The organism is Maridesulfovibrio frigidus DSM 17176 (assembly GCF_000711735.1).
Lineage (GTDB): Bacteria > Desulfobacterota > Desulfovibrionia > Desulfovibrionales > Desulfovibrionaceae > Maridesulfovibrio > Maridesulfovibrio frigidus.
In genome coordinates, this window is sequence record NZ_JONL01000001.1 from 474,373 (window position 1) to 500,239 (window position 25,867).

Annotated in this window: 28 protein-coding genes and 5 tRNA genes; 12 read left to right on the forward strand and 21 right to left on the reverse strand. The window is 42.5% G+C overall.

Annotated elements, in window-relative coordinates; translation table 11 throughout:
• Positions 1-151 precede the first annotated feature (151 nt).
• From rplL to BR06_RS0102315, 13 genes are all read right to left on the reverse strand, one after another.
• The gene (gene rplL, locus BR06_RS0102255) at positions 152-535 is read right to left on the reverse strand and encodes a 50S ribosomal protein L7/L12 (RefSeq protein ID WP_031479701.1); all 384 of its coding nucleotides are present in this window, start codon (positions 533-535) and stop codon (positions 152-154) included.
• Between the two features lie 44 nt (positions 536-579).
• A complete protein-coding gene (gene rplJ, locus BR06_RS0102260; RefSeq protein ID WP_031479703.1) occupies positions 580-1,101 on the reverse strand; it encodes a 50S ribosomal protein L10 in 522 nt (173 codons plus the stop codon).
• 144 nt (positions 1,102-1,245) lie between these two features.
• Positions 1,246-1,950: a 50S ribosomal protein L1 gene (rplA, locus tag BR06_RS0102265; RefSeq protein WP_031479705.1), complete on the reverse strand. Its 705-nt coding sequence runs from the start codon at positions 1,948-1,950 to the stop codon at positions 1,246-1,248.
• A gap of 16 nt (positions 1,951-1,966) precedes the next feature.
• Positions 1,967-2,392, reverse strand: coding sequence for a 50S ribosomal protein L11 (gene rplK, locus BR06_RS0102270; RefSeq protein ID WP_031479707.1), 426 nt, complete (start codon positions 2,390-2,392; stop codon positions 1,967-1,969).
• A gap of 72 nt (positions 2,393-2,464) precedes the next feature.
• Complete coding sequence (nusG, locus tag BR06_RS0102275) at positions 2,465-3,025, reverse strand: transcription termination/antitermination protein NusG (protein WP_031479709.1); 561 nt, start codon at positions 3,023-3,025, stop codon at positions 2,465-2,467.
• Between the two features lie 25 nt (positions 3,026-3,050).
• A complete protein-coding gene (gene secE / locus BR06_RS0102280; RefSeq protein WP_031479711.1) occupies positions 3,051-3,305 on the reverse strand; it encodes a preprotein translocase subunit SecE in 255 nt (84 codons plus the stop codon).
• 19 nt (positions 3,306-3,324) lie between these two features.
• Positions 3,325-3,401, reverse strand: a tRNA-Trp gene (locus BR06_RS0102285).
• A 15-nt stretch (positions 3,402-3,416) separates the two neighbouring features.
• On the reverse strand, positions 3,417-3,566 hold the full coding sequence (gene rpmG, locus BR06_RS0102290; RefSeq protein WP_031479713.1) for a 50S ribosomal protein L33: 150 nt from the start codon (positions 3,564-3,566) through the stop codon (positions 3,417-3,419).
• 6 nt (positions 3,567-3,572) lie between these two features.
• Complete coding sequence (gene tuf, locus BR06_RS0102295) at positions 3,573-4,766, reverse strand: elongation factor Tu (RefSeq protein ID WP_031479715.1); 1,194 nt, start codon at positions 4,764-4,766, stop codon at positions 3,573-3,575.
• 71 nt (positions 4,767-4,837) lie between these two features.
• A tRNA-Thr gene (locus BR06_RS0102300) sits at positions 4,838-4,913 on the reverse strand.
• A 48-nt stretch (positions 4,914-4,961) separates the two neighbouring features.
• Positions 4,962-5,037: transfer RNA gene (locus tag BR06_RS0102305), tRNA-Gly, on the reverse strand.
• A 59-nt stretch (positions 5,038-5,096) separates the two neighbouring features.
• Positions 5,097-5,181, reverse strand: a tRNA-Tyr gene (locus tag BR06_RS0102310).
• Positions 5,182-5,209: 28 nt separating this feature from the next.
• Positions 5,210-5,285: transfer RNA gene (locus BR06_RS0102315), tRNA-Thr, on the reverse strand.
• A 937-nt stretch (positions 5,286-6,222) separates the two neighbouring features.
• Here BR06_RS0102315 and BR06_RS0102320 point away from each other — a divergent pair.
• The 3 genes from BR06_RS0102320 to BR06_RS0102330 all read left to right on the forward strand — a co-directional run bounded on the left by BR06_RS0102320 (position 6,223) and on the right by BR06_RS0102330 (position 10,045).
• Positions 6,223-7,188, forward strand: coding sequence for a tRNA dihydrouridine synthase (locus BR06_RS0102320; RefSeq protein ID WP_034602726.1), 966 nt, complete (start codon positions 6,223-6,225; stop codon positions 7,186-7,188).
• 114 nt (positions 7,189-7,302) lie between these two features.
• Positions 7,303-8,253, forward strand: coding sequence for a chemotaxis protein (locus BR06_RS0102325; protein ID WP_031479719.1), 951 nt, complete (start codon positions 7,303-7,305; stop codon positions 8,251-8,253).
• 22 nt (positions 8,254-8,275) lie between these two features.
• Complete coding sequence (locus BR06_RS0102330; protein WP_084153996.1) at positions 8,276-10,045, forward strand: chloride channel protein; 1,770 nt, start codon at positions 8,276-8,278, stop codon at positions 10,043-10,045.
• Between the two features lie 10 nt (positions 10,046-10,055).
• Here the strand turns inward: BR06_RS0102330 and BR06_RS0102335 are convergent, their stop codons facing one another.
• The 4 genes from BR06_RS0102335 to BR06_RS0102350 form a co-directional block, all read right to left on the reverse strand.
• Entirely contained in the window at positions 10,056-11,300 is a 1,245-nt protein-coding gene (locus BR06_RS0102335) for an EAL domain-containing protein (protein ID WP_031479723.1), read from the reverse strand.
• A 131-nt stretch (positions 11,301-11,431) separates the two neighbouring features.
• The gene (gene hypE, locus BR06_RS0102340; protein WP_031479725.1) at positions 11,432-12,439 is read right to left on the reverse strand and encodes a hydrogenase expression/formation protein HypE; all 1,008 of its coding nucleotides are present in this window, start codon (positions 12,437-12,439) and stop codon (positions 11,432-11,434) included.
• 1 nt (position 12,440) lies between these two features.
• Complete coding sequence (gene hypD / locus BR06_RS0102345; protein ID WP_031479727.1) at positions 12,441-13,535, reverse strand: hydrogenase formation protein HypD; 1,095 nt, start codon at positions 13,533-13,535, stop codon at positions 12,441-12,443.
• A gap of 315 nt (positions 13,536-13,850) precedes the next feature.
• Positions 13,851-14,216 carry a response regulator gene (locus BR06_RS0102350; protein ID WP_031479729.1) on the reverse strand — a complete coding sequence of 122 codons (366 nt, stop codon included), beginning with the start codon at positions 14,214-14,216 and terminating at the stop codon, positions 13,851-13,853.
• Positions 14,217-14,418: 202 nt separating this feature from the next.
• On the opposite strand from BR06_RS0102350, the gene BR06_RS0102355 reads away from it, so the two are divergent.
• Both BR06_RS0102355 and BR06_RS0102360 read left to right on the forward strand, forming a co-directional pair.
• Positions 14,419-15,366 carry a chemotaxis protein gene (locus BR06_RS0102355; protein ID WP_031479731.1) on the forward strand — a complete coding sequence of 316 codons (948 nt, stop codon included), beginning with the start codon at positions 14,419-14,421 and terminating at the stop codon, positions 15,364-15,366.
• 188 nt (positions 15,367-15,554) lie between these two features.
• Positions 15,555-15,866 carry a hypothetical protein gene (locus tag BR06_RS0102360; RefSeq protein WP_031479733.1) on the forward strand — a complete coding sequence of 104 codons (312 nt, stop codon included), beginning with the start codon at positions 15,555-15,557 and terminating at the stop codon, positions 15,864-15,866.
• 78 nt (positions 15,867-15,944) lie between these two features.
• Here BR06_RS0102360 and BR06_RS0102365 read toward each other — a convergent pair whose 3' ends face one another.
• The gene (locus BR06_RS0102365; protein ID WP_031479735.1) at positions 15,945-16,154 is read right to left on the reverse strand and encodes a cold-shock protein; all 210 of its coding nucleotides are present in this window, start codon (positions 16,152-16,154) and stop codon (positions 15,945-15,947) included.
• Positions 16,155-16,588: 434 nt separating this feature from the next.
• Here BR06_RS0102365 and BR06_RS0102370 point away from each other — a divergent pair, with 434 nt between their 5' ends.
• A complete protein-coding gene (locus BR06_RS0102370) occupies positions 16,589-17,410 on the forward strand; it encodes a PstS family phosphate ABC transporter substrate-binding protein (protein ID WP_031479737.1) in 822 nt (273 codons plus the stop codon).
• Between the two features lie 2 nt (positions 17,411-17,412).
• Complete coding sequence (locus tag BR06_RS19530) at positions 17,413-19,455, forward strand: PAS domain-containing hybrid sensor histidine kinase/response regulator (protein WP_051676866.1); 2,043 nt, start codon at positions 17,413-17,415, stop codon at positions 19,453-19,455.
• Positions 19,456-19,531: 76 nt separating this feature from the next.
• Here BR06_RS19530 and hflX read toward each other — a convergent pair whose 3' ends face one another.
• Positions 19,532-21,010, reverse strand: a complete 1,479-nt coding sequence (gene hflX, locus BR06_RS0102380) for a GTPase HflX (RefSeq protein WP_235727639.1) — start codon at positions 21,008-21,010, stop codon at positions 19,532-19,534.
• On the opposite strand from hflX, the gene BR06_RS20665 reads away from it, so the two are divergent.
• The gene (locus BR06_RS20665) at positions 20,999-21,244 is read left to right on the forward strand and encodes a hypothetical protein (RefSeq protein ID WP_235727640.1); all 246 of its coding nucleotides are present in this window, start codon (positions 20,999-21,001) and stop codon (positions 21,242-21,244) included. The two genes, hflX and BR06_RS20665, sit on opposite strands and share 12 nt — an antisense overlap.
• 27 nt (positions 21,245-21,271) lie before the next feature.
• On the opposite strand, the gene BR06_RS0102385 is transcribed toward BR06_RS20665, so the two are convergent.
• Together BR06_RS0102385 and BR06_RS0102390 are read right to left on the reverse strand one after the other, a co-directional pair.
• Positions 21,272-21,871 carry an IMP cyclohydrolase gene (locus BR06_RS0102385; protein WP_031479743.1) on the reverse strand — a complete coding sequence of 200 codons (600 nt, stop codon included), beginning with the start codon at positions 21,869-21,871 and terminating at the stop codon, positions 21,272-21,274.
• A gap of 169 nt (positions 21,872-22,040) precedes the next feature.
• Positions 22,041-22,595 (reverse strand): tetratricopeptide repeat protein, encoded by a 555-nt coding sequence (locus BR06_RS0102390; protein WP_031479745.1) that lies wholly within the window; start codon positions 22,593-22,595, stop codon positions 22,041-22,043.
• Positions 22,596-22,911: 316 nt separating this feature from the next.
• On the opposite strand from BR06_RS0102390, the gene flgB reads away from it, so the two are divergent.
• The 4 genes from flgB (at position 22,912) to fliF (ending at position 25,867) form a co-directional block, all read left to right on the forward strand.
• A complete protein-coding gene (flgB, locus tag BR06_RS0102395; RefSeq protein WP_031479747.1) occupies positions 22,912-23,322 on the forward strand; it encodes a flagellar basal body rod protein FlgB in 411 nt (136 codons plus the stop codon).
• On the forward strand, positions 23,322-23,762 hold the full coding sequence (flgC, locus tag BR06_RS0102400; protein ID WP_031479749.1) for a flagellar basal body rod protein FlgC: 441 nt from the start codon (positions 23,322-23,324) through the stop codon (positions 23,760-23,762). Before flgB ends, flgC begins: the two co-directional genes overlap by 1 nt.
• 39 nt (positions 23,763-23,801) lie before the next feature.
• Positions 23,802-24,128 carry a flagellar hook-basal body complex protein FliE gene (gene fliE / locus BR06_RS0102405; RefSeq protein WP_031479751.1) on the forward strand — a complete coding sequence of 109 codons (327 nt, stop codon included), beginning with the start codon at positions 23,802-23,804 and terminating at the stop codon, positions 24,126-24,128.
• Positions 24,129-24,262: 134 nt separating this feature from the next.
• A complete protein-coding gene (gene fliF / locus BR06_RS0102410) occupies positions 24,263-25,867 on the forward strand; it encodes a flagellar basal-body MS-ring/collar protein FliF (RefSeq protein WP_031479753.1) in 1,605 nt (534 codons plus the stop codon).

The following is a 25,867-nucleotide window of genomic DNA, read 5'->3' on the forward strand; positions in this document are numbered from 1 at the left end:
GAGAAATTTTTTAACTATCTAAACTGCGACATTACAAGTCTTCTTTAAATAGTTTATCAAGCAATTTTGTCAATCTTTTTAACAGCGAGAAGAGCGCAACCCCATTGCGGGGGCTTGCGCTCCTCTTGCATTGACAATGAATTTGCGTGAGCTATTTCATTTCAGCGTCAGCACCGGCTTCAGTAAGCTGCTTAAGAGCTTCTTCGGCTTCTGCTTTTTCTACGCCTTCTTTGATAGCTGTTGGAGCTTCATCAACTTTGCCCTTTGCTTCTTTCAGACCAAGGCCTGTTAGAGCGCGAACAGCTTTGATTACAGCAATCTTGTTTCCGCCAGCACCCTTAAGGATAACGTCGAATTCAGTCTGCTCTTCTTCTGCTGCGCCAGCGTCAGCGCCAGCTGCTGCTGCAACAACGCCTACTGGAGCTGCTGCGGATACACCGAATTTTTCTTCAAGTTCTTTAATGAACTCAGAAAGTTCGAGTACTGTCATGCTGGAAATAAAATCTACAACCTGGTCTTTTGTGATATCTGCCATGGAAATTTCCTCCTGGGATTCTTTGAGTTGCCTTGACTCGGCGGTTATGCAGCTTCCTTCTGGTCCTTAACAGCTGTAAGAACATTCAGAAGTCCGCGAGGTACGTTTGCGAGTACTCTCACAAAGTTTGTGGGCACAGCATTCAGTGTGCCAAGAGCCTTACCTAATAACTCATCCTTGCTCGGAAGCTTGGAAAGAGCTTTTACGCCATCTTCGTCAAGATACTTGCCCTCAAGGGATGCAAAACGCATTTCGAAAGTTTTACTTTCTTTTGCAAATTCTGCAACAACCTTAGCTGCTGCAACAGGATCTTCATATCCAGTTACAATCGCACAGTTTTCCTTGAATTTATCGGCGAGAATACCGTGATCGGTACCCTCAAAAGCCAACCGGGCCAGAGTGTTCTTAACGACTTGGCAATCGACACCGACTTCTCTAAGTTTAGCGCGAAGATCAGTAAAATCTTCAACACCAAGACCTTTAAAGTCAGTAACGATGGCAATGCTCGCCCTTTCAGCTACATCTTTGAGCTGATCAATAATCTGAGCTTTATCTTGCCTTTTCACCTTAACACTCCTAATGATTTGACCCGGAAAGCAAGTCAAAGTGATGTCTCGGCAGGGTAATTAAGGGACCATCCCACCTGCTTTCTTCGACTAAACTTCCCGTGTATTTAAACATCAAAAGCCGCCTGGGGCGGCATTGATGATTTAGGACTCTGCGTACTTTCTTGCAGAAAGTGGATCAACTTTAAAGCCGGGACCCATGGTAGTAGCTACTGCTACTGCTTTCATGTAAGTTCCTTTCACTGAAGAAGGCTTAAGTTTGTTCACAGTTTCAAGCAAGGATTTAAAGTTCTCGAGGAGCTTGTCAGCGCCAAAAGAAACTTTTCCGATAGGAGCGTGAAGAACACCGGCCTTGTCGACCTTGAATTCTACGCGTCCAGCTTTAACTTCGCTTACTGCTTTAGTAACGTCGAAAGTTACGGTTCCAGTCTTAGCATTAGGCATCAGACCGCGAGGTCCAAGCACTCTACCAATGAGACCAACTTTGGCCATCATATCGGGAGTTGCAATGGCTTTATCGAAATCAAGCCAGCCTTCTTTGACCTTTTCAACCAAATCTTCGCCACCGACAAAGTCGGCACCAGCAGCTTTGGCTTCCGCTTCTTTTTCGCCGCTACAGAAGCAAGCTACGATTACTTCTTTTCCGAGACCGTTAGGCAGTGTTACTGCGCCACGAATCATCTGATCGGAATATTTAGGATCGACTCCAAGGTTGATAGCAATATCAACAGTTTCGTCGAACTTGGCATACGCCTTTTCAACCGCAAGTTTAACAGCAGTTTCAACGGTTAACCCGGTGACTTCTGCGCCTTCGGCTGCTTTTCTGTATTTTTTTCCGTGCTTAGGCATGATCGTTTCCCCTCACCTAGTCTGTGACTTCGATGCCCATACTGCGGGCTGTGCCCATGATGCTTTTCATAGCATTTTCAGTATTAGCAGCAGTCAAGTCAGGAGCTTTTAGCTTGGCAATTTCTTCTACCTGAGCTTTTGTTACTTTACCGACTTTGTTCTTGTTTGGCTCTCCGGAACCCTTTGCGAGCTTTGCAGCTTTAAGCAATAATGTGGAAGCCGGAGGAGTCTTAGTAATGAAGGAAAAGGACCTGTCCTGATAGACAGTGATAATGACCGGAGTGATCATGCCCTTCTGATCCTGCGTTTTAGCGTTGAACGCTTTGCAGAATTCCATTATATTGACACCATGCTGACCTAGCGCAGGTCCGACCGGTGGGGACGGATTTGCTGATCCAGCAGGAATCTGAAGCTTAATTTTGCCTATTTCTTTCTTGGCCATCGCTTTATGTCCTATATAAAAATTCAGTGAGGGTGCTCACTGTCGGAATGAATATGTTGCAGTACTGTCTGATTACCCTTTAGCAACTTGAACAAAGTCAAGTTCCACAGGGGTCTGGCGGCCGAAAATGGATACAGACACGCGAAGCTTACCTTTATCGTAGTTGACATCTTCTACGAGGCCATTGAAACCGCTGAATGGTCCATCAATAACCCGGACATCATCGCCCCGATCAAAGTTGAACTTGGGTCTCGGCTGTTCCTGACGGTCTTCCATCAGGCTCAGGATTTTAGCTGCTTCACTGTCACGCATTGGAGTCGGGCGGTTTTTGCCACCGATGAATCCAGTTACGCGTGGGATAGATTGGATGAGATGCCACGACTCATCTTCCATGACCATTTTGATCATGACGTAACCCGGATAAAATTTCCGAGTAGACGTTCTTTTTTCCCCTTTGACCAACTCGACGACCTTTTCCGTGGGAACGACAACTTCTTCGATCAGTTCATTGTCCTGACCAATTCTCATCATTTCACGGACAGTCTGCTCTACCCGTTGTTCATATCCTGAATAGACATGAACTATATACCAACGGGCTTTTCTTCCCTGAGGTTTTTCAGCGTCTTCGTTCATGAGGCTTTCTGTGGTTTGAGTTGATTTAAGATAAGATAGCCTCAACCATTTTGGTGAGACCTAGGTCAACAACACCCAGAAAAAGCGACATTACTACGACGAGGACCAAGACAGCGGTACAGGTCTGAATAGTCTCTTTCTGAGTAGGCCATACGACCTTCTTCATCTCGACCTTTGATTGCTCTAGAAATTCGACAAATTCACTAATCTTGCCAGCCATTCCTTTAGCTTCATCTTTGGTCTGCTGAGATCCCGCACTTTTATTTCTTTTCTTGGCCATATTGATTCCCAAAATGAAGTGGCAGGCCAGGAGGGATTCGAACCCCCAGCATCCGGTTTTGGAGACCGGCGTTCTAGCCGTTGGAACTACTGGCCTGCGTTTTTATAGAATCTACTTAGTTTCTTTATGAAGAGTATGCTTCTTATCAAAAGGGCAATACTTATTCAATTCGATACGTCCAGTAGTGTTCTTTTTATTCTTCATCGTCGAATAGTTACGACGTTTACACTCGGTACACTGCATCAGAACTTTGACACGCATGATGTCTTACTCCATGATCTCAGTTACAACCCCGGCACCAACGGTGCGGCCACCTTCGCGAATAGCGAAACGTAGTCCTGGATCCATACCAATTGGGTTGATCATTTCAACATTAAATGTTGCGTTGTCACCCGGCATTACCATTTCCACGCCTTCTTCCAATGTTACGATACCAGTGATATCGGTAGTACGGAAGTAGAACTGTGGACGGTATCCAGAGAAGAAAGGTGTATGGCGTCCGCCCTCGTCTTTATTAAGAACGTAGACTTCAGCTTTGAATTTGGTGTGAGGTTTGATGGAACCTGGAGCAGCAAGAACCTGTCCACGTTCAACATCTTCACGCTTAACTCCGCGAAGGAGAACACCAACGTTATCGCCAGCCTGACCCTGGTCAAGTAGCTTACGGAACATTTCAACACCAGTACAAGTAGTCTTGACGGTGTCTTTGATTCCAACGATTTCAACTTCTTCACCAACTTTGACGATTCCGCGTTCTACACGACCGGTAACAACTGTACCACGTCCTGAGATGGAGAAAACATCTTCAATTGGCATAAGGAAAGGTCTATCGATGTCGCGCTCTGGCTCTTCGATGTAAGTATCACAAGCTTCGAGAAGCGCGAGGATAGGCTTAGCATCGTCGTCGCCTGCACTGTCAGCTTCAAGAGCTTTAAGAGCAGAACCCTGAATGACTGGAAGGTCATCGCCAGGATATTCGTACATAGAAAGAAGTTCACGAACTTCCATTTCTACGAGTTCGAGTAATTCTTCGTCGTCAACCATGTCACATTTGTTCATGAAGACAACAACGAAAGGTACGCCAACCTGACGAGCAAGCAAGATGTGCTCACGAGTCTGAGGCATAGGACCATCAGTAGCAGCAACAACGAGGATTGCTCCGTCCATCTGTGCTGCACCAGTAATCATATTCTTGATGTAATCAGCATGACCAGGACAGTCAACGTGTGCGTAATGACGATTAGCAGTTTCGTATTCTACATGAGCTGTAGCAATAGTAATTCCGCGTTCTTTTTCTTCTGGTGCTTTGTCGATTTCGTCGAATGCGACGTATTCGCCATTACCTGCAAGAAAAGCAACCTTGGTGATTGCAGCAGTAAGAGTAGTCTTACCATGGTCAATGTGACCGATTGTGCCGATATTAACATGAGGCTTTTTGCGTTCGAATTTCGCTTTTCCCATGATAAATCCCCCTAAATTTTCGTTCAGCGGAGTGCTGATTTAAAGCGTTCAAAGGTCATTAAATAAATGTATGGAGCCCACGACCGGACTTGAACCGGAGACCTCTTACTTACCAAGCAAGTGCTCTACCGACTGAGCTACGTGGGCTTCTATTAAACGCGCAGGTGGACTGGGTGGGGAGGTAATTTTCAGAAATGGAGCGGGAAACGAGATTCGAACTCGCAACCCTCAGCTTGGAAGGCTGATGCTCTAGCCGTTGAGCTATTCCCGCTCTTTGTCCGTAGTTACACAACAGGTCTCCCTGTCTCCTACAGCGCGATTATCTAATAGTGGTGGTGGGGGGAGGATTCGAACCTCCGAAGGCGATGCCGACAGATTTACAGTCTGTTCCCTTTGGCCACTCGGGAACCCCACCACTATATTTTAACCGTTACTTCATTAAATGGAGCTGGCGATGGGACTTGAACCCGCAACCTGCTGATTACAAATCAGCTGCTCTACCAATTGAGCTACGCCAGCACATTTAACGAGCGACCTAACTACATGTTCTTTTTCGAGATTGCAAGCATTTTCTGAAAGTTTATTTCCTTTTCAGGAAGTTTGTTTTCATCGAAGTGCAATGTGAAAAATTTGAATGAACATGTGTTTTGCCGAAGCAACGAAAAGGGTTCTGACGTAAACTACGAGTTTCGTCAACACCTTTTTAAGTTTTTTAACAACTTTTCTAAAAAAAATTTTACCCCTCACGTTCACAACACCATATAAACATCTAATTTAATTTACTAAACACTCAAAACAGTGTTTTTCCCGTAAAAACAACTTTCTTAGGATTCCTCAAGAAAGCATACCCTTTGTGTAACTCTAATACCCTATTATACTTCTTATATTCTTAAAAAACACTAATCTTATTTTTCACATTCTACTCCTTTTGCCCTTTAAGCCATCAATTAATCGTCCCACAATCCCCTGTAGATCCTAAAAAACTATGAACCACTTACCTATAAACTATTTGCACGGTTTCTAAATTAGAATCCTCTACGGGCTTTCTTTAAGTTCGGACCTTATCTTTATAGATACCTTTGCTTAATGCTATTTAATATTAACAGTCTAAGCCTAGAATCATTTATATTTTGACCAATACATTCAAGACGAGATTAAAAGTTGCAGAACATGGCAAGTAACAAGTAAAGAACTACATCAGCTACGATTCCATCAATACAAATCAATGATATCAAGAAATAGGAATCCTCATTCTTCTAAAAATATAGGCCGAATCATACAACACGTTTAGAAGAATGGAGTCTAAGAAGAGATTCTTTTTTCCGTTCACTTGTGTCAGAAATACCTGCTTAAAACCGGCAAACTTTGACTTTAAGCATTTTTGGTCGTATTGAATGCTCCCTTAAGGAAATGAATCCTTGCTTACAAAAATGATAATTATTTCAGGTAAAATTAAATGAATTTACTTCCTATACATCCCAAAAAACCGTGGCTGGCTCCCCTAGCAGGATATTCAGACCTCCCATTCCGTATGCTTTGCCGTAAAAGAGGCTGCGCTGTAGCCTGTACCGAGATGATCAGTGTGAAAGGGCTTAAATATAATGGTAATGGCACTAAATGCCTACTTGCAACCTGCCCTGAGGATGAACCTCTGGTTGTGCAGCTTTTTGGAGGTGATCCTCAAGACTACCTTGATACCATGCCTGAACTGATTGAACAGGGACATACCTTCTTTGATTTGAACTCAGGCTGTCCTGTTAAGAAAGTCCTTAAAGCAGGCGGAGGCTCCGCGCTCCTCCTTGAGCCTGACAGACTAGTTGAAACTGCTGCCAACATGGTAAAAGTCGCAGGAGAAGGCCGTGTAGGCGTTAAAATACGGTTAGGATTCATGTCTGGCGAAGATAATTACATTGAAGTGGCTAAACGCCTTGAAGATGCAGGTGTTGCTTGGGTGACTCTTCACCCGAGATATGCAAAGCAAATGTTCTCAGGAACTGCAGACTGGTCTAAACTTGCCATCCTCAAAAAGAACGTCTCCATACCTGTAATAGGAAGCGGAGACCTATTTACAGCTGAAGATGGGGTTAGATGCATAGAACAGACAGGCATAGACGGCATCATGTTCGCCAGAGGAGCACTCTTCGACCCTGCTATTTTTTCGCATTACCTCAAATTAATTGATGACCCAAACTGTGACGCCCTACCTGCGTTCGACCTAGGGCTGACCATGGAAGAGCATATTCTTTCATGCCGAGAATTCGATGACAGCAATAGCTCGTTTAGAAAAATACGTTCAATACTCCCCCGCTATGCTAAAGGACTTAATGGTATCAGGGCAATCCGAGGCAGTATAACCCAATGCAAAGACTGGGAAGAACTACTTGAATCTGCGCGTAAAATATCTCATTTAATTAATAATTAAGATATTTTGATTAATTTGCTATTAATTTTCACCCTATGTTGACGATTAGTCACATGTAAGGGTATTATATTTCTTGAAATCTTAAATTCGATCAGACTTTTACCGGAGACCACTATGTCATCCCAGACCGATATTCTACTTGAAGCAGGAACCAACGAACTTGAAATTGTTGAATTCTGGCTTGAAGAAGGCCCCCAAGAAGAAGATGAAGGCAACTACCATGGATTCTATGGAGTAAATGTTGCTAAGGTTCTGGAAATCATAAGAATGCCGGACAAAATCACTCACCTTCCCAAGGTCGCACACCCAGCCATCATGGGAACCTTTAATCTTCGCAACAAGGTAATCCCCCTTGTCGACCTAAGTTACTGGCTAAAAAAAGATAGAGTCGAATCTGAACCGCCTAAAGTAATTGTCACCGAATTTAATAATGTCTCCTCCGCTTTTTTGGTTTCCGGAGTTACAAGAATTCACCGTATTAGCTGGGAAAAAGTTGAAGCTCCTTCTGATTATGTATCAGCTCTTTCCGCAGACTCAATTACAGGTGTCGTTAAATTTGATGACCGCATTTCACTAATACTCGATCTGGAAAAAATTGTAGCAGAACTAAATCCGGCTCTCGGCCTTCAACTGGATGACTCCATTGATTGGGACGTAACTGGCGGGTATAGAGCATTAATAGCTGATGACTCAACTCTTATCCGTGAGATGTTGAATGAGCTTCTCGTAAGAGCTAAATTTGTAGTAGATTCGGCGAGAACAGGACGTGAGTGCTGGGAAAAGCTTCTTGAATATAAGAAAAAAGCTCTCGCCCAAAAAATACCAGTCACGGATTTAATCAATGTGGTAGTCTCTGATATCGAAATGCCAGTCATGGACGGACACAATCTTACCAAAAGAATTAAAAGCGATCCGATTCTAAAAGAACTGCCCGTAATTCTCTTTTCATCTATTATTACAGATAAACTCCGTCACAAAGGCGAGTCTGTCGGCGCTGACGACCAGATTTCTAAGCCGGAAGTAACCCAACTAGCCAAGCGGGCCATTGCCCTGATTCAAAAATAAGTTCCTTTGGAATCAACCTGTGATGGGCCCCCGCAATGATGCAGACTCCAATGGTAAAAAGTCATCCCCGAAGCTAAGTAGTGCACGGGTTCAGTATCTATTATTGATGACTTTTTCCATTGTTATCGGCCTTGTCGCTGCAATGGGAGCCTTTTTATTTAGAGGTATGATCGAACTTTTCCAGACAACATTCTGGAGCGAAGGCCATGGCCTTATTGAAAGTATTGCCAACTCACCTTGGTGGCTTGTTGTCTTTCTACCATGCGCTGGAGGCCTTGTTGCAGGAGTTATAATCAACCACTGGGCTCCTGAAGCCCGAGGCCCTGGTGTTCCGGAAGTAATCAAGGCAATAGCAATTCACGGCGGTGTCATACGACACAGGATAACTTTCTTAAAAGCCATTGTAACCAGTTTGCTCTTAAGCTGCGGAGCATCAGTAGGACGCGAAGGTCCGATAGTTCAAATTGGCGCGTCACTTGGTTCTTCAGTCTCTAGAATCTTCAAACTAGATAGGAGCATGCTTCCTGTTTGTGTGGCCGCAGGAGCTGCAGCGGGAATATCTGCCACCTTCAATGCTCCTTTAACAGGAACCCTGTTTGCTGTTGAAATTTTACTTCTCGATACCGAAATATCATACATCAGCCATATAATAGTCGCTTCTGTTACAGCCTCAGCTCTTTCAAAATACTTTTGGGGAGATTTCCCCACCTTCGAAGCCCCTCACTTTACGTTCAATAATTTCGAAGAACTTATCATATTTTTTATTCTTGGAATTCTTGCAGGCCTTGTCTCACTGGCTTTTGCAGCCATGATCAGGACAACCGAGAATATCTTTAACAAAATCCCCATACAAGAATGGATAAAACCCGGTATTGGCGGCCTCCTGCTAGGGCTTATTGCTCTCAAGATCCCAGGTGTGATGGGAGTAGGCTACGAGACCATTAATTTAGGATTAACGGGAGTTCTTGCACTTGATCTCGCTCTTTTACTCCTCGTAGCAAAAATGGTCGCCACATCCTTGTGTCTAGGATCAGGTATGAGTGGCGGGATTTTCGCGCCGTCCTTAGTACTTGGTGCCACCTTGGGTATATCTGTTAGTTCAGGTCTAAATATGATCTTCCCTGAGCTGGCCCTGCCACATAATCAATATGCTCTGGTCGGCATGGGAACCGTTGTCGCAGGCACTACCCTTGCCCCGATAACGGCTGTCCTCACAGTTTTTGAACTTACCTATTCATATAAAATAATACTACCGATGATGGTAGGATGTATCACGAGTACTCTCGTAGTCAGGCTTCTTAACGGTTGCTCAATTTATGAATCTAAACTTCTCAGGCAGGGGTTAAATATAATCAGAGGGCATGATGAATCTGTGCTTGTAAATGTGGCAGTTATCGAAGTGATGGAAACTGATTTCGATTCGCTTAAAGTTGATGACTCACTGCAAAAAGCGGCGGACATGGCTCTGAACTGTCGCTTTCCACACTTTCCGGTACTAAATGGGAAGGGCAATCTGGAAGGTATTTTAACACTGCGGGACATGCGAGACTATTTTAAAAACCCGGACTATTTGAAAGACCTACCTAACACGGTAGAAACAATCATGACGCGAACACTCGTTTCAGTTCCTAAAAGTTCTAATCTGAAAGATACATTGATGACCTTTGAAAAAACAGGCGTATCATTTATTCCTGTAGTAGATGAGGATAACCGAGTTGAAGGGATTATTAAGTCAATGGATGCTTTTAAAATTTTCAGAGAAAAGAGGCATAAGAATAGAATTCTATCATAAAAAGAACATACTAAGCATCACTCTGCTCTACATCTGAATACTCAAGAATAAGAATCATTCCCCGTCGCCTTTCTTCTCTGTAATAAAAGCTAGCAATGTAACGAGATTTATCTCTGGTGAATGAGGAAAATTGCAGTGCACCTGCTGCTCTTTCAAAGCCTGAATTCAGATATATAAAATAATCTTCATGTCCATGGTCACTTCCCGGCGCGGAAGGAATAGCTTTTCTACCGACGACATCACCTGATCTACCAATAAATCTTTTGGAAAGTTGCTTACCTGAAGCATCAAGCACCATAGCTGAAACAATTCCTTGTTCTTTTTTTACCAACTCCTTAAGAACAGCATCCATATTCGATGCGTCCTCTTGCTGTAATTTAGTAATGGTACTCTTTGTAACAAGATAAAAGCGACCGAAAATGTCTCGAGATTCATTAAAAGTAACTACATATTTGCCTCTGAGATCAGAATTAAGCTTTAGGAGCTTTTCACCGAACCCCGCAGTTCCACTCTTGTCTTTGCCATTATCGGTGTAGAAAAATCCCTGCTGGAGGTAAAAACCTGATTCGGCGAGAGCCAAAGCTTCACTTTCTGTTTCTACGCCTTTTGCAATTGGCATTGCTCCCGCCTGCTTAAATATAAGAGAAGCGGCCTTTACCATCTCTTTTTTGTGAGAAGACTTATCAATACCCTTATAAAAGGTTCTATCAAGCTTAATAAAATCTGGGCGTATTCTAAAAACAACTTCCAACCCAGCAAGGGTCACCTGTGAATTATCCAATGAGATTCTATACCCACTACTCTGCAATTTTTTGATTAAGCTTACCGGTATTTTCTTTTCGAGCTGGGAAACCTCGAATTCAAAAGCAATTGAGCGAGGATTAAATTTAAACGATTCTACGGCCTTAAAAGGCGATGAATCTTCATCCTCGTCAAAGTTATAAACCTCCGCATTTACATTCAAAAATAAAATCATATTCTTATATTTCATATGAATTGAACGAAATGACCGGAGACTAGCATTAAGACAAAGCAGTTCAACTTTCACCTGTGTTTCAGGAGGAAGCTCACGGCTAAAAAGACATGAAGGATCAACGGTCGTGTCGCCAACATCATTCACCCCGCGCGAAAAAGCCTCGAAACCAAGCACTCCTTTCGACTCGAGTGAAAGTACCGGCTGATAAAGTACTGAAACACCTTCATCCTCAATTATCTTACTGACAGAAGCGAGACATTTTTTAAGATCTTTTACCACGCGTATCTCCTTTATACCTAAATTGGTACCACCTTTTCAAACAGTTATCACCTTTTTATACTGACAAAAAAAGAGCTCCCCTTCTTTTACAGAAGAGGAGCCGAATACTAAAAAAAAAATTTTAAAACGTATTAGCAGATGCGAGGAAGCTGTTCACCCTCAAGCATGTTCAAAAGTCGTCTTCCGCCAAGAGGAGTTACTAGAATAACCTTACCGGGTTTAGCATCGGTAATAGTCCCCACCTGACAGGCATCCGCTCCAAGCTTATCTGCACGCATAATCTCGAGAGCTTGCTTTGCATACTTCTGAGGGAGAATACACAAAAACTTCCCTTCGTTAGCAAGATAGAGAGGATCTAGTCCAAGAAAAGAACAACCACCCACAACTTCGGGTTTAACGGGTATCGATGACTCTTCAAGCTCACAACACACATTTGAAGCTGTAGTAATTTCGTTAAGAGTTGTGGCAAGCCCACCCCTTGTAGGATCACGAAGAACGTGAATGTCAGGAATTTCCTGCACAAGCTTTACCAAAAGATGATTAAGAGCTGCACTATCACTCATAACATTGGAGGCAAGTGAAAGACCTTCACGAGTCCCCAAAATGGTCAAGCCATGATCACCCATGGTCCCACTAACTAATACAACGTCGCCAACAGCAGCTCTGTCACCACTAGGCATAGGATCAGCTATAATCTGGCCAACTCCAGTCGTATTAATAAAAATTTTATCAATCGCACCTTTAGGCACAACTTTCGTGTCACCGGTTACAATTGCAACGCCCGCTTCTTTGACCGCTTCGCTCATTGATATGACAATGCGTTCAAGGTCAGCCATGGGCAACCCTTCTTCAATCATATACGCGCAGGTCAAATACTTAGGTATAGCTCCGAGCATGGCCACATCATTTACTGTTCCATGCACCGCAAGAGATCCAATATCTCCGCCGGGGAAGAAAATAGGGTCTACAGTAAAGCTGTCTGTGCTCATTGAAATTTTGCCGTCAATGTGAAATGCGGCAGCATCGTTTAGCCTTTCAAGCTCAGGGTTTGCAAAATTCTTAATGAAAAGCTCAGAAATAAGTCTCTGGGAGGCTTTTCCGCCAGAACCGTAGTCGAGTAAAACTTTATCTGATGACATATTAATCTACTTTATATTTGAAGTATGCAGCGCAACTGCCTTCGGTTGAGACCATGCATGGCCCTACAGGTTTTGCCGGAGTACATGCCTTCCCGAAAAGAGGGCATTGTTCAGGAGTCATTTTGCCTTTTAATACATCACCACATTTACAACCAGGCAATGAAGGGCATTCCCCGATTTTCAAATCAAAAACTTTTATTGCATCAAAGTCTTCATATTCATCTCTAAACTCAAGTCCGCTGCTCGGTATTCTTCCAATTCCACGCCATAATGCATCAGACGGTTTAAAGACTTGGTACATCGTTTCAATAGCTTTAGGATTGCCATTTTCAGAAACACAACGCTGATATTGATTAATGACTTTCGGATGCTCTTCTTTCATAGAGCGAACCATTTGCAACAAGGCTTGCAAAATATCAACAGGATCAAACCCTGTTACCACAGCAGGTTTGCCGAATTTTGCACCGATGAAGTCATATGGGTGAATCCCGATAATAGTTGAAACGTGACCGGGCAGAATGAACCCGTCAATACATGTTTCAGGATCAGAAATCAGCACATCGAGGGCGGGTGGCACGAGTTTATGAAAGGATAGAACCTTGAAATTAGTCAGCCCTTGCTCTTTAGCCATTAAAACAGTTGCGGCTATGATCGGTGCTGTAGTTTCAAAACCTACGCCTAGAAATACTACCGTGTCATTGGGATTTTTACGGGCAATATCAAGAGCATCAAATGGAGAATAAATAATCTCAACTCGTGCGCCTTCAGCCTGAGCATTTTTAAGGCAATGCCCTTTTTTACCGGGAACTTTAATAAGATCCCCAAAAGTAGCGATAATGACATTATCCTTGCCTGCAAGGTCCAGAAAAGCATTAACTTCTGACTCATGTGTCACACACACAGGACATCCGGGACCGCTTAAATGAATAACCTTTTCAGGCAAAACTGAATGTAAACCACTACGAAAAATAGCGACGGTATGCGTTCCGCAGACCTCCATAAACCGGATCTCACTCTCGACTTCTTTATCAAGCCGATCGAGAAGTTTTTTACATAAATCAGGATTCTTGAATTGCTCTAAAATTTTCAGGGACAAATTACCCTCCCCGGATTAATGTTTTAAGCTCCGAATTAGCAATGACTCACGACTTAAGCGCACCATCCCAAAAAAGCTGGTCACCTGTCAGAAAAGGCTAAGCCGCTCACTTCGCCACCAAAGACATTATTAAATACAATTAAAATATAACCTTGCTTTTAAGACGACTTATGAAATCAATATACCCAAAGTCGCTTCGTAACAACCCATAGAATGACGATAATTTTATAAAACAAAAACGGACCCCGATTAAACACCGGAATCCGTTCATAGGATTACTATACTAAACAATTAGAAATAATTTCAATCAACCTATTATTCAAGACAGCGGCGGATGACTTCTTCAAACTCCCCCTTATCAATAGGCTTGGTAAGGAAATACGTGGCTCCAAGCGACAGAAGACTTGATATATCTGAAACACCTACGACAGCGGACATTATCACAATAGGCAAATCCATAAACTGAGAGTCTCCCCTTAGTGTCTGAACCAATTGTTTTCCATCCATCTCAGGCATCATAATGTCAGTAATCAACATATCGAACTTATTTTCAGCTTTCAGAGCTTCATAAGCATGCTTGCCATGCGGACTAACAAAAGGAAGATGCCCCATATCTTGAACAAATCTCGCTGCCAGCTTTTGAGATATCTTATCGTCTTCTGCAATCAAAATCTTATACATATATTTCCACCTCATTTATGCTTAAGAAATTTAAACTCAATATTTTATTTTTGTAAAGATTTTAATATTAATAAGATTAATGCATTAAACTTCAAATTGTATAGACCTACAAAACTGATTGATGTAGATTACTTGAGTAGGCAATAAGATCAGCCTCGAATCGATAATACTTAGTTCACAATTTACACGAGGGAGCCTCAGAATGGCAAAAACTGATATTTTACTGGAAACCGGAACCAATGAACTTGAAATACTTGAGTTCTACATTGACATGCCTGCAACTGAGACAGGACCGGCAGAAAGATGTCATTTTGGGGTAAATGTAGCCAAAGTAATGCAAGTCATTGAAAGCCCGAATCTTGTTCACCCAGAATCTGCTGAGCACCCATGTTTTTTAGGAACAATTCCTTTAAGAAATCATATTTTGCCCGTTCTAGATCTCGCCACTTGGCTTGGCCTTGAAAAAGACGATCAAAAATATGATATTGTTATTGTTACTGAATTCAGCCAGACGGTATCCGGCTTTCAAGTAAGCGGAGTGACAGAAATCCATAGAGTAGGCTGGGGACAGGTTCTATCTCCTGACAAATTTATGAGCAGCTTCAATGACAGCTGCATAATTGGTATTGTCGAACGTGAAGACAGGTTTATCCAATTGCTGGATCTCGAAAGCATTCTTGCAGACCTCGACCCCACCCTTGGCGGAAACATTGATGAAACATCTGCCGTCGCTACAGAAGCATATGCAGCCCTTGTCTGTGACGACTCCCCTACTATCAGAGCCATGCTTGATAAAATACTCACCACTGCAAATTTCAGACATACTATTGTTCAGAATGGGGATGAAGCCCGTAAGACTCTGCAGCAAATAAAACAAATCGCTCATGACGAAAAAAGACCCGTCAAAGATTACGTTGAAATCGTAATCTCTGACATTGAAATGCCGCTGATGGATGGATTCAGTTTAACTAAATGGATCAGAGAAGATGAGGACTTCAAAGACACTCCCGTGATCTTATACTCTTCTATCATTACTAAAGAGCTTAAGCACAAAGGAGAATCTGTCGGGGCAAACGATCAGGTTTCAAAGCCCGACCTCCACCTTCTTCCTGAAAAAGCGATAAAGCTTATTGAAGGAAATAGCGCCTAGCCTCTCTCTTAATCAGCAATATTACTCAAAAGTAAAAAGGTTCGTTTTATAAAAACGGACCTTTTTTTATGCTTAACTCTTTCTTTCTCGACATAAGTGCTTAATTTTAAGTCAGAAAAGACTTAACCAATTTTAAACATAAAATTCAACATTCGGGCCACATCATTGGAATATAAGGAGCTTAAATAATGGAAGATGTCAGAGTATATGGAGATATCAAAGGGCTATCTCAAAAAGATTTTGATGAAATGAAAGATGAAATTCCATTTAATAAAATCGTATATAAAGATGAAGTATTAAATGTCGACTATGAAGGACACTTCATTGACATTGATGATTTCTTAGAAGAATTAGTCAAGCGACTTCCCAAAACTGCATGGGCTAAAGTAGACTTTATTGATCATGTGGACTGGAAGTTAACAAGACATGAAATTAATGAAGGAAAGCTGACGTCCCGCGACATTAACGTTGATGATGTTTTAGAACCTACAAAACGTTAATAACGCAGTGATTGCTCGTTAAGATTGCTTACTTAAGGCCCGTTTATTATAATGATAAGCGGGCTTTCATTTTAGAGGTTAGTAATTAACAACTCTTACTGACATGGCTTTCGGCGCACTGCCTTCATCTACCAATTCAAATATCACTTTCTCGCCAACTTCAAGAGTTTTAAATCCGTCACGATTTACTTCAGAATAATGAACGTAAACATCCTGCCCTTCCTCATTAATAATGAAGCCGAACCCCTTTTGATCATTAAACCAGCTTACAACACCTTTCGAGCTCATATCACTCCCTGCAATCAGGATTAAAATCTAGATGATGATCAAAAAAATTAAACACACGATACATTTCAATGCCACGGGTAAAATAACACAAAGATAGCACAACGTATTATTTTACTTTTCCCTCAATTACAATCAACCTTAACAAAAATCACGTACAACTTGCAACAGCGATTACGTCAAAGAATTAAGTAATAATCTAAAATTACAACTCTTAAAACCAGGTTAACTAGTGCGCAATTTGACATTAATAATATGAAAATTTAGTTGTATCTATCATTCAGTTCTAAAAATGGAATCAACTTAGTATTTATATAGAGTCTTTCTCTTGACGAAATATATTTATATAGTATCTTATAATGTGGCTATGAAACACTAAAAAATCTCTTTTTAAAATCAATTATCACTGCAAATCTGGTTTGCTATAGGATTCGGTTATGCCCTCAAAAATTTCAATAATACTACTCTCTATTATATTTCTAACATTCGGTATGGGCTCACTAGTTCAGGCCGAAGTAATAACCATTGGCGGAACGGGATCATCCGGCCCACTCATCCAAAAACTTTTCAATGAATATCACAAACACAATACAGACGTGTCATTAAGAGTTGTAAGCCCAGCACTTGGCTCAAACGGAGCGCTAAAAGCTCTTAAGGCCGGCCGCATAGACATAGCAATTGCAGGACGCCCATTATCCACGGAAGAGGGTAAGTATGGCAAAAACTTCAAACTAGCTTCAACCCCATTTGTCATGTGTACGCGCGACATGCAAATGAAATGCAACCTCACACTTGACGAATTAGCCAACATATACAATGGTTCGCAGCCCAATTGGCCCTCTGGAGCCCCCATCAGACTCATCATTCGGGGAAATTTTGAGAGTGACACCCTTCTTCTGAAATCAATGTCCCCTGCGATGAACGCTGCAATTAAATCATCATTCCTTCGCCCCGGTATGGCTGTCCCTAAAAACGACCTTGAAACAGTTTTACTTCTAGGTAAAACAGCCAACATCCTAGGGCCTACGACCATGGGATTACTTAGTACACTAGATCAGAAACTAGTTGTTTTTTCGATAAACGGGATAAAGCCATCAACTAAAAGTTTGCAGGATGGTAGTTACCTATGGAGTAAAGAGCTTACTGTTATTCTACCTCACAAACTTACTCCTGCAATAGAGAACTTTGCGCTCTTTTTAACTTCACCAGAAGCACAGACTATAATGCTAAAATACCACTACCTTCCTAGCGGACAATAAAAATGCGCCTTGAAAAATCAACGAACACCTCTCTTGTAACAAGCTTGACTCTAGCACTATCTCTTGTTGTGGCGCTCATACCAATCCTTGCATATTCGACTTACTCGTACATGCATTTATCTTCACAGTTAAAAACAACTTTAACGGTGCAAGCTGCGGCATTAAACAACTTTATTGCTGATCATCCGGATACATGGGATATTTCCACGGATCGTTTAGTTAGCAATATTGAGCGATACACATCTAACCAGAATAGTTATCGAATATATACAACAGATGAAACCATTGTAGTAGAAAAATTGCCAACTTCAAGTGGCCCATTTATCGAAGAGAGTGTAATTATATATGACTTCGGCCGCCCCATTGGACGGATCGAAGGACAAAACTCCTATCTTTATCAACTTATTGTTGGATTAGTAGTGCTTGCCTTTAGTTTAGTATTTGCATGGTTATTATGGGTGCCGATCCACGGCATTCCCCTCGCAGCATTGGCATCAGCACAGCAAGACATCAAAACACGCGAAAGATACCAACGAGCCTTACTAGACAACTTTCCTTTTTTCGTATGGCTAACTGACTTAGAAGATAACTCTCTTGCTGAGAATTCAAAATTTATTGAACTTAGTGAAACTCGTTCCTCTGCAATAAAGGACCGGAAACAAGCTCCTTATACTCCACTTTCACCCTTAGCAACAAATCTTAAAGGTAACTCTAAATCTATACTAGAGAATGGGAATGCTGAACGAATCGAAAAATGGGTGAATGATGGAGGGCAGGCTCGATGCTTCGAAATCCATAAATCACCAGTTTCAATGGATGGAAAAATCATAGGAACGGTAGGCTACGCTCAGGACATAACTGAGCGCATAAAAAATCAAGAAAACCTTCAACAGGCAAAAGAGCAAGCTGACGTAGCCAATAGTGCAAAAAGTGAGTTCCTAGCAAATATGAGTCATGAATTGCGAACTCCTCTTAACGGAATAATGGGAGTTCTCCAAATTCTTAGAGAAATGTCACCAAGTGAGGAACAACTTGAATATGTAGGCATAGCGATTCAATCTTCCAAACGTCTCACCAACCTTCTTGGAGACATTCTAGATTTATCACGCGTTGAAGCAGGAAAAATAGAACTCTACAATGAGCCATTTCGCTTGCGCACTATGATGCAATCAATCGAGCAACAGTTTGCTCCTGTATGTGAAAAAAAAGGACTCACTCTTAAATTTAGAATCAGTAATTCTATCCCTAAATCAATTATTGGCGATCAAGACAGACTAATACAAATTATTAGCAACCTTGTTAATAATGCTATTAAATTTACAGAGACAGGGACAATTTCCATAGAAGCAGATGATATTCAACTCGCCACGCCTGATAAAAAAAGAATTTTATTTTCTGTGTCTGATACTGGCATCGGCATCAAAGATTCACAAGTGATGGAACTATTTAATCCCTTTGTACAAGCTAAAGAAGGCTACACAAGAGAGCATCAAGGCGCAGGACTTGGCCTTGCAATCATAAAAAATCTAACTTTTCTAATGGATGGCAACCTTTCAATGACAAGTGAACCTGAAATCGGATCCACTTTTTATATAAGTTTACCGTTTGCCTTCGCTCAGTCCTGCAACATTGAAGATAAAATCCCAGCCGTTCAAAAGTTTCATTCCGTTGAAAACATCAAAATACTCATAGCAGAGGACGACCCTATCAGTAGAGTTGTAATTAAAAAGTTTTTTGAAAAGCAAAGTATCCATACAACTACTGTTGAAAACGGGAAACAAGTAATTGAGGCTCTTCAAAAAGACTCTTTCGACCTTGTTTTTATGGATGTACAAATGCCTATTATGAATGGCCTTGAAACAACTACTGCTATCCGGAACGGTAAGGCAGGAGAAAACAATATTCTAATTCCAATCATTGCGCTGACAGCGTATGCTATGATGGGAGATAAAGAGAAATTTCTAGACTCCGGTATGGATTACTACCTGTCTAAACCCATTGAGATGGAACCTTTTGAAAAGGTTATTCAGGACATCTTTTCATAAAAAAAGCCCCCATAATGTTTACATCACATTATGGGGGCTTTTAAATATATCGATAAACTAAAAATAAGAGAGCTTTTTACCGCACCTTCTTCGACAGCTTCCTAAGCTCTTCCAACATCTGTTCAACAACAGGCCTGAGAGATTTGCGGTTATTCGCACTTGCTGGAATACCTTGAGGAAATACATTTTTGACCATCTCGCGGCTCTCAGCGCTGAGTTTATCCCATTTATTCAGAACTAGGATAACGGGAATTTCCTGCAATTCCATATCTTGAATAATATTCTCAACCGCTTCAATCTGCTCTTCCACTTCTGGATGAGAAACGTCAGCAACGTGTAAAAGAACATCCGCAACTTCAAGCTCTTCGAGTGTTGCTCTGAAAGCTTCTTTCAATTCTTTAGGTAACTGACGAATAAACCCAACCGTATCAGTAAGAATAAGTTCCTGATCATTAGGAAAACGAATCCGTCTGCTGGTAGGATCAAGAGTCGCGAAAAGCTTGTCTTCAGCAAGAACAACACTGTTGGTCAGTGTATTCAGTAAGGTTGATTTACCTGCGTTCGTATAACCGACAAGCGAGACAACAGGAACGCCGGCACGGGAACGGCGATCACGGGTATACCCGCGCTGCTTACTCACTTTTTTCAGTTCATTACCAAGTTTGACCAATCTGTCTTTAACTCGTCTACGGTCAATTTCAAGCTTAGTTTCACCCGGACCTCTACCACCAACTCCTCCCATCAAGCGGGACATGGCACTATTCATTCCGACCAAACGCGGCATGGTGTATTTCAACTGCGCCATTTCAACTTGCAGTTTACCTGCTCTTGTTGTGGCGTGCTGAGCAAAAATATCTAGAATCAGCTGAGTACGGTCCAAAACTTTACGCTCTGTAACCTCAGAAAGATTTCGCATCTGCGCGGCAGTAAGTTCCTGATCAAAAAGAACAACATCCGCATCTACCTGTAATGCAAGGACTTCCAGTTCGGCAAGCTTCCCCTTACCCATAATAGTTTTAGGATTAACCTTCCTAATCCGCTGTATAAGGCGTCCTTCTACTTTTAGACCTGCGGTATCAGCAAGATCCACTAATTCGTCTAAGGAGCGATCTTGTAAAGCCTTCGAATCCTGAGATACGCTGACAACGACCGCGCGCTCGCGTTCATCAGAGTTGTCTCTGGTTTTATCCGCACGGCTGAATTCATCCTCAAGGGCTTTAACTACAGCCGGCAAATCGATGTCTGATTCATTCCAGCGCACAGGAGGCAATTGTTCGTAAGCTTTTTCACTTGATCCCGGAGGAAGAAGATAAGCATATTGCGCAAATTCAGGATCACCGTTTGAATCGGAGCCAATGACAGTAACACTGTCGAGTCTGAGAAAAACCATATCCATAAGATCTTCTTCGGATAAGCTTTCCCCTGAAATATGTGTGTGAAGAAGCCGCAAACCTCTGAGTCTTCCCTCAGACTGGCGTGCTCTTGGCAGTTCAGGAATATAAATCGATGACGGATCACCAACCAGAATCAATTCAGGACGACCTTGCCTGTTCACGAGCAGAGCGATCTGCCTACCTATCTCATGACTGAGAGAGGAAAGTTCACGTGCCTGTTCGTTAGAATATCCGCAAAGGTCGCTGTAACTGCGTTCCGCAAGACGATTGATCCGTTTGACCTCGCTGGGTTTAAGACCCTGCGTATTTCCTTTGAGTTTCAGAGCTATGGCTGCATCTTCCTTTATCCCGTAGGATATTTGAACAATGAAAGCGGAGCGTCAGAATTATATTAAATTCTATCGCCCCGCTTAATATAATACTTATGCGTCGTGATCTGCCAAATATTTGGCGATCATTGAGTCATATTTGGAAACAAGCGCAAAAGTTTCAGCGGCAAGTTCCTTCCTAAGTGCAAGAGAGATCTTACCGTCGTTATCCTTCATTTCTTTAAGAATGCGAGGATAATGAACAACGCTAGGAACAACCAGAACAGAATGAAAATTCTTAGCCGCAGCACGCAACATAGTAGGACCGCCGATGTCGATCTGCTCAACAGCACTCCTAAGATCCTGCCCTTCACTTACAGCTTTAGCAAAATTATATAAGTTTACACAAACCATATCAATCGTCTTGATTCCATGTTCATCAAGAGTAGACATGTGTTCTGGGTTATCCTTGTCCGCAAGAACTCCACCATGCACATGAGGGTGCAAAGTTTTGACACGGCCTCCCATGATCTCAGGGAAACCAGTAACATCACTTACTGACTTAACTTCAAGTCCTGCATTCTGCAGAGCTTTCCTGGTTCCGCCGGTGCTGATCAATTCAACACCGAAGCCAGCTAACTCAGACGCAAATTCTGCAAGACCGGATTTATCAGTTACACTGAGTACTCCGCGCTTAATAGGTAGCATATCCATAACACTTCTCCCGCTATTGTTTTTGTGGAGTTGTGCCGGATTTACGCACCAAAGGCAAGCGCTAGACCCTACCTTTTCCTTTATATTGGCACCCGTCCCTGAATTAATTCTAATTCAGAACGGGAGCCAAACAGGAGGGGAGTCAGTATTGTGCAATGAATCTGCTAAGTTAAATTTGCTCAAGCAATTCCTTAGCTGCTGCATTAGCAGGGTCCATTTCTAAAATCATTTCGAGCTGCTGCACAGCTTCGTCCTTCATATCCATACAGATAAAACAACCTGCCAAGGAATAACGGACTTCATGCTTTTCAGGCTCAATTTCGAGGAATCTTTCAAGGAAAGGAACTGCTTCCCCTACCATTTCAGATTCATGACCGATTCTGATAATTCCGAAAAGCGCAACCATGTTGCTTGGATTAATGCTTAAGGCCTCGGAAAAACTTGCAAAGGCATCAATCTGCTTAGATGTTTCCATCTGAATGAGTCCCATTCCAGCGAAGCTCTTGTCTGTGACTTCTACGGAATGTGCCTTTTCATAAAGAGTCATGGCAGAATCATACTCGCCGCGTTGAATCGCGATTGTAGCAAGCCCGATATAAGGATCAGGATGCACACCGTTAGATCCGGCAGCCTTCTTGTAGTAATCTTCAGCTTTATCCAGTTCGCCCATGAACAGATAACACTCACCGAGTTCCTTGTTAATCTCATAATCTAGATGACTCATAATCCCTCCGAAAATAGTTACCGACTGATTTGGATTTAGACGGCATTTTTTTCGACCTGTATTGGTCTGCCTAGATTAATGCAACTGATGTGCCAAACACCCACATAATCTCCCTACATTATATATAGGAAAATTATACACCGCCCGTTTTACGACACCTGAGTAATGACAACAACTGGGCGTACCACTTTTAATTCAATAATATAAGACATATACAAGATTGGAACGAGTCTTGCTAACTCTTATTCAATTACAAACCACAATCACACTTCCAGACTTCGGAAGGACCAGGCAATATTTGCAGGAGGATGAGGATATGAGCGGATTATTTGATAGCAGCATAGCTTTAACAGGTAAGGTTTTGGACCTGAGACTACAACGTCAAAATCTTGTCGCATCCAACCTAGCAAACGTTAATACCCCTGGCTACAAAGGTAAGACGCTAGAATTTGAAGACAGCCTGCAAAAGGCCATCGGCAAAGATGCACGGGGCAAGATGACAAAAACAAGCAAAATGCATGTGCCCGCAAATTTCGACCCGACCACATTCAGCGGTAGAACTATTGCTGACTTTGAACCTCGAGTTGTCCACGGAGAAAACGCCGTAGATATTGATAACGAGATGGTCACTATGACTAAAAATTCATTAGCATATAATGCGTTAACTCAGGTTATCACCAAGAGTTTTAAAGGGATGGAAAAAGTCATCCAAGCAGGAGCTAGATAATGAACTTCATGACAGCACTTGAACTGGGAGCCTCAGGGCTCAAGGCGCAAAGAGAGTACTTAAACGTCGTATCTATGAATATGGCTAACTCCAGAACAACGCGTACAGCAGAAGGCGGTCCTTACCGTCGTAAAAGTGTTTCTATGGAGTCAACTCCTCTACTCTCTCCTTTCGATACAGCAATGAACAGCGAACTAGGCCAGCAACTCAGAGGTGTAACCGTACGAGGCATTGTCTCCGACACCCGGCCGTTCAAAGAAGTCTTTGAGCCAAACCATCCTGATGCGGATGGAAAAGGTATCGTTAGATACCCAGACATCAACGTGGTCGAAGAAATGGTAAATATGATCACAGTTAGTAGATCATACGAAGCCAATGCTCAGTCAGTAGATGCAGCAAAAAAAATGTTCAACCGCGCTCTTCGAATCGGAATGAGCTAATCAGCCATTTATTGATTACGTAATTAAAGGAGAAACAAAATGTCTATTAAGAATGTCGCCATGCAGGCATATACCAACGCTCTACAGACTCAGAATAAGTTTGATAAGAAGTTCGACCAAACCATGAAAGTGGGCAATACCGAACCGAATTCATTCACAAGCACGCTCAAAGACTCCCTTACTAATGTAAATGATTTGCAGACTGAGAAAAAGTCCATGATTGAAGACTTTGCTTCTGGCAAAAATCAGAATGTACATGAGTTGATGATTTCACTCCAGAAAGCAGGACTTGCCATGACTATGACAAGCACCGTGCGTTCCAAAGTCATGTCTGCATACCAGGAAGTTCTGAAAATGCCTTTCTAGACAATTTTTTGTCAGACATTTTTCCTCATATTTCTAAACCAACTTTTGTAAACATAAGACACTATAATAATGGATAATTATTAATTCGGACCGCTACTTGCTTTCTCTTTCGAAAAATCGTTAGGAGTTTGATTATGACCAACTTCGCCACAGAGTCTTTAGAAAAGTTTACAAATTTTTGGTCCGACCGCACTGTTTCCCAGCAGATTCTCATCGGGGGGCTAGCGGCCTCTGTTGTTATCGCATTTCTTTTAATGGTATTCTGGCTCAACCAGACAGAATACAAAGTTCTCTACACAAAACTTTACGCAGAAGACGCTTCCCGCGTTGTCGGCATTCTTCAATCCACTAAGGAACCTTATAAGATTGAAGACAACGGAGCCACAATTATGGTTCCTGCTGACAGAGTATATGACCTCCGCCTCAAGATTGCGGGTGAAGGGGCCATGCACGGACAGGGAATCGGTTATGAAATTTTCGATGCAGTTCAGATCGGTCAGACTGACTTTATCCAGCGCATTAACTACCAGCGTGCTCTTCAGGGCGAACTTGCAAGAACAATCAGTGAGTTTCCTCAGGTTGAACGCGCCAGAGTGCATCTTGTTATGCCAGCAAAGTCTCTTTTCATTGAAGAGCAGGCTGAGCCTTCCGCTTCTGTAGTTTTGAAGCTTAAGGAAGGAGAAAAGCTTACAGAAAAGCAAGTCAAGGGCGTCTTGAACCTAGTAGTAATGTCAGTTGAAGGACTCAAAGGACAGCACGTAACTATTACAGATATGCGCGGACAGGTCCTCTACCAGCCGGAAGAAGACGGAGGCCTTGGCCTTAACGTCAGCTCCAGCCAGCTCCAGTATAAAGCTGAAATGGAAAGTAAAATAGAGCAACGCATCCAGCGTTTACTCATGCCAATAGTAGGAACTGAAAAGGTTATAGCTAAAGTTAATGCTGAGCTTGATTTCAGACAGCGCACTATTAAGACGGAAGCATACGACCCTGACGGTCAGGTAGCACGAAGCGAACAATCCAGTGAAGAAACCACTCAGGGTTCAGCCAATGTAGATGGCGGCGTACCTGAAGCAAACTTCAGAGGGGATGGCTTCACAGGTACCGCGACTACTCAGGAGTCAACCCGTGAGACCAAAACTACTAACTACGAAATTAACAAAGAAGAGCAGCAGATAATTGTCCCTGTAGGAGAACTCAAGCGTCTTAGCGTGGCAGTCGTTGTTGACGGCACATACACAAAGAACGCTGAGACAGGTGAAACAACATATGTTCCCCGTTCAGCAGAAGAAATGGAACGCATTACAGAATTAGTCAGATCTGCGATTGGTTACGATTCCACCCGCGGCGACTCTCTTGAAGTGTCAAATATGACCTTCGGAATGCAGGATATCTTCGGTGACGAAGGGCTTATGCGCACAATGCTCGAATACGCTCAAAGACTCGGAAAGCCTTTCCTTAATGGGCTTCTCATCTTCCTCTTCCTCATCTTGGTTGTACGTCCGGTAGTGATGGCTCTTATCAAGCCACGCATCTCCGAAGAAGAAATTGATGAGATGGCCGGCCTTCCTGAAGGTGCAGAAAGATTGTCTCTAGACGACAGCGACCTTGACGAAGAGGCTCTAGATGCGGCACGTAAGCTGGAGAACGCCAAGGCTCAGGCTCTGCAACTCTCAGAAAAGAATATGGATCAGGCAGTGCAGGTTCTGAAGACCTGGTTGAAGCAGGAGGCAGCATAA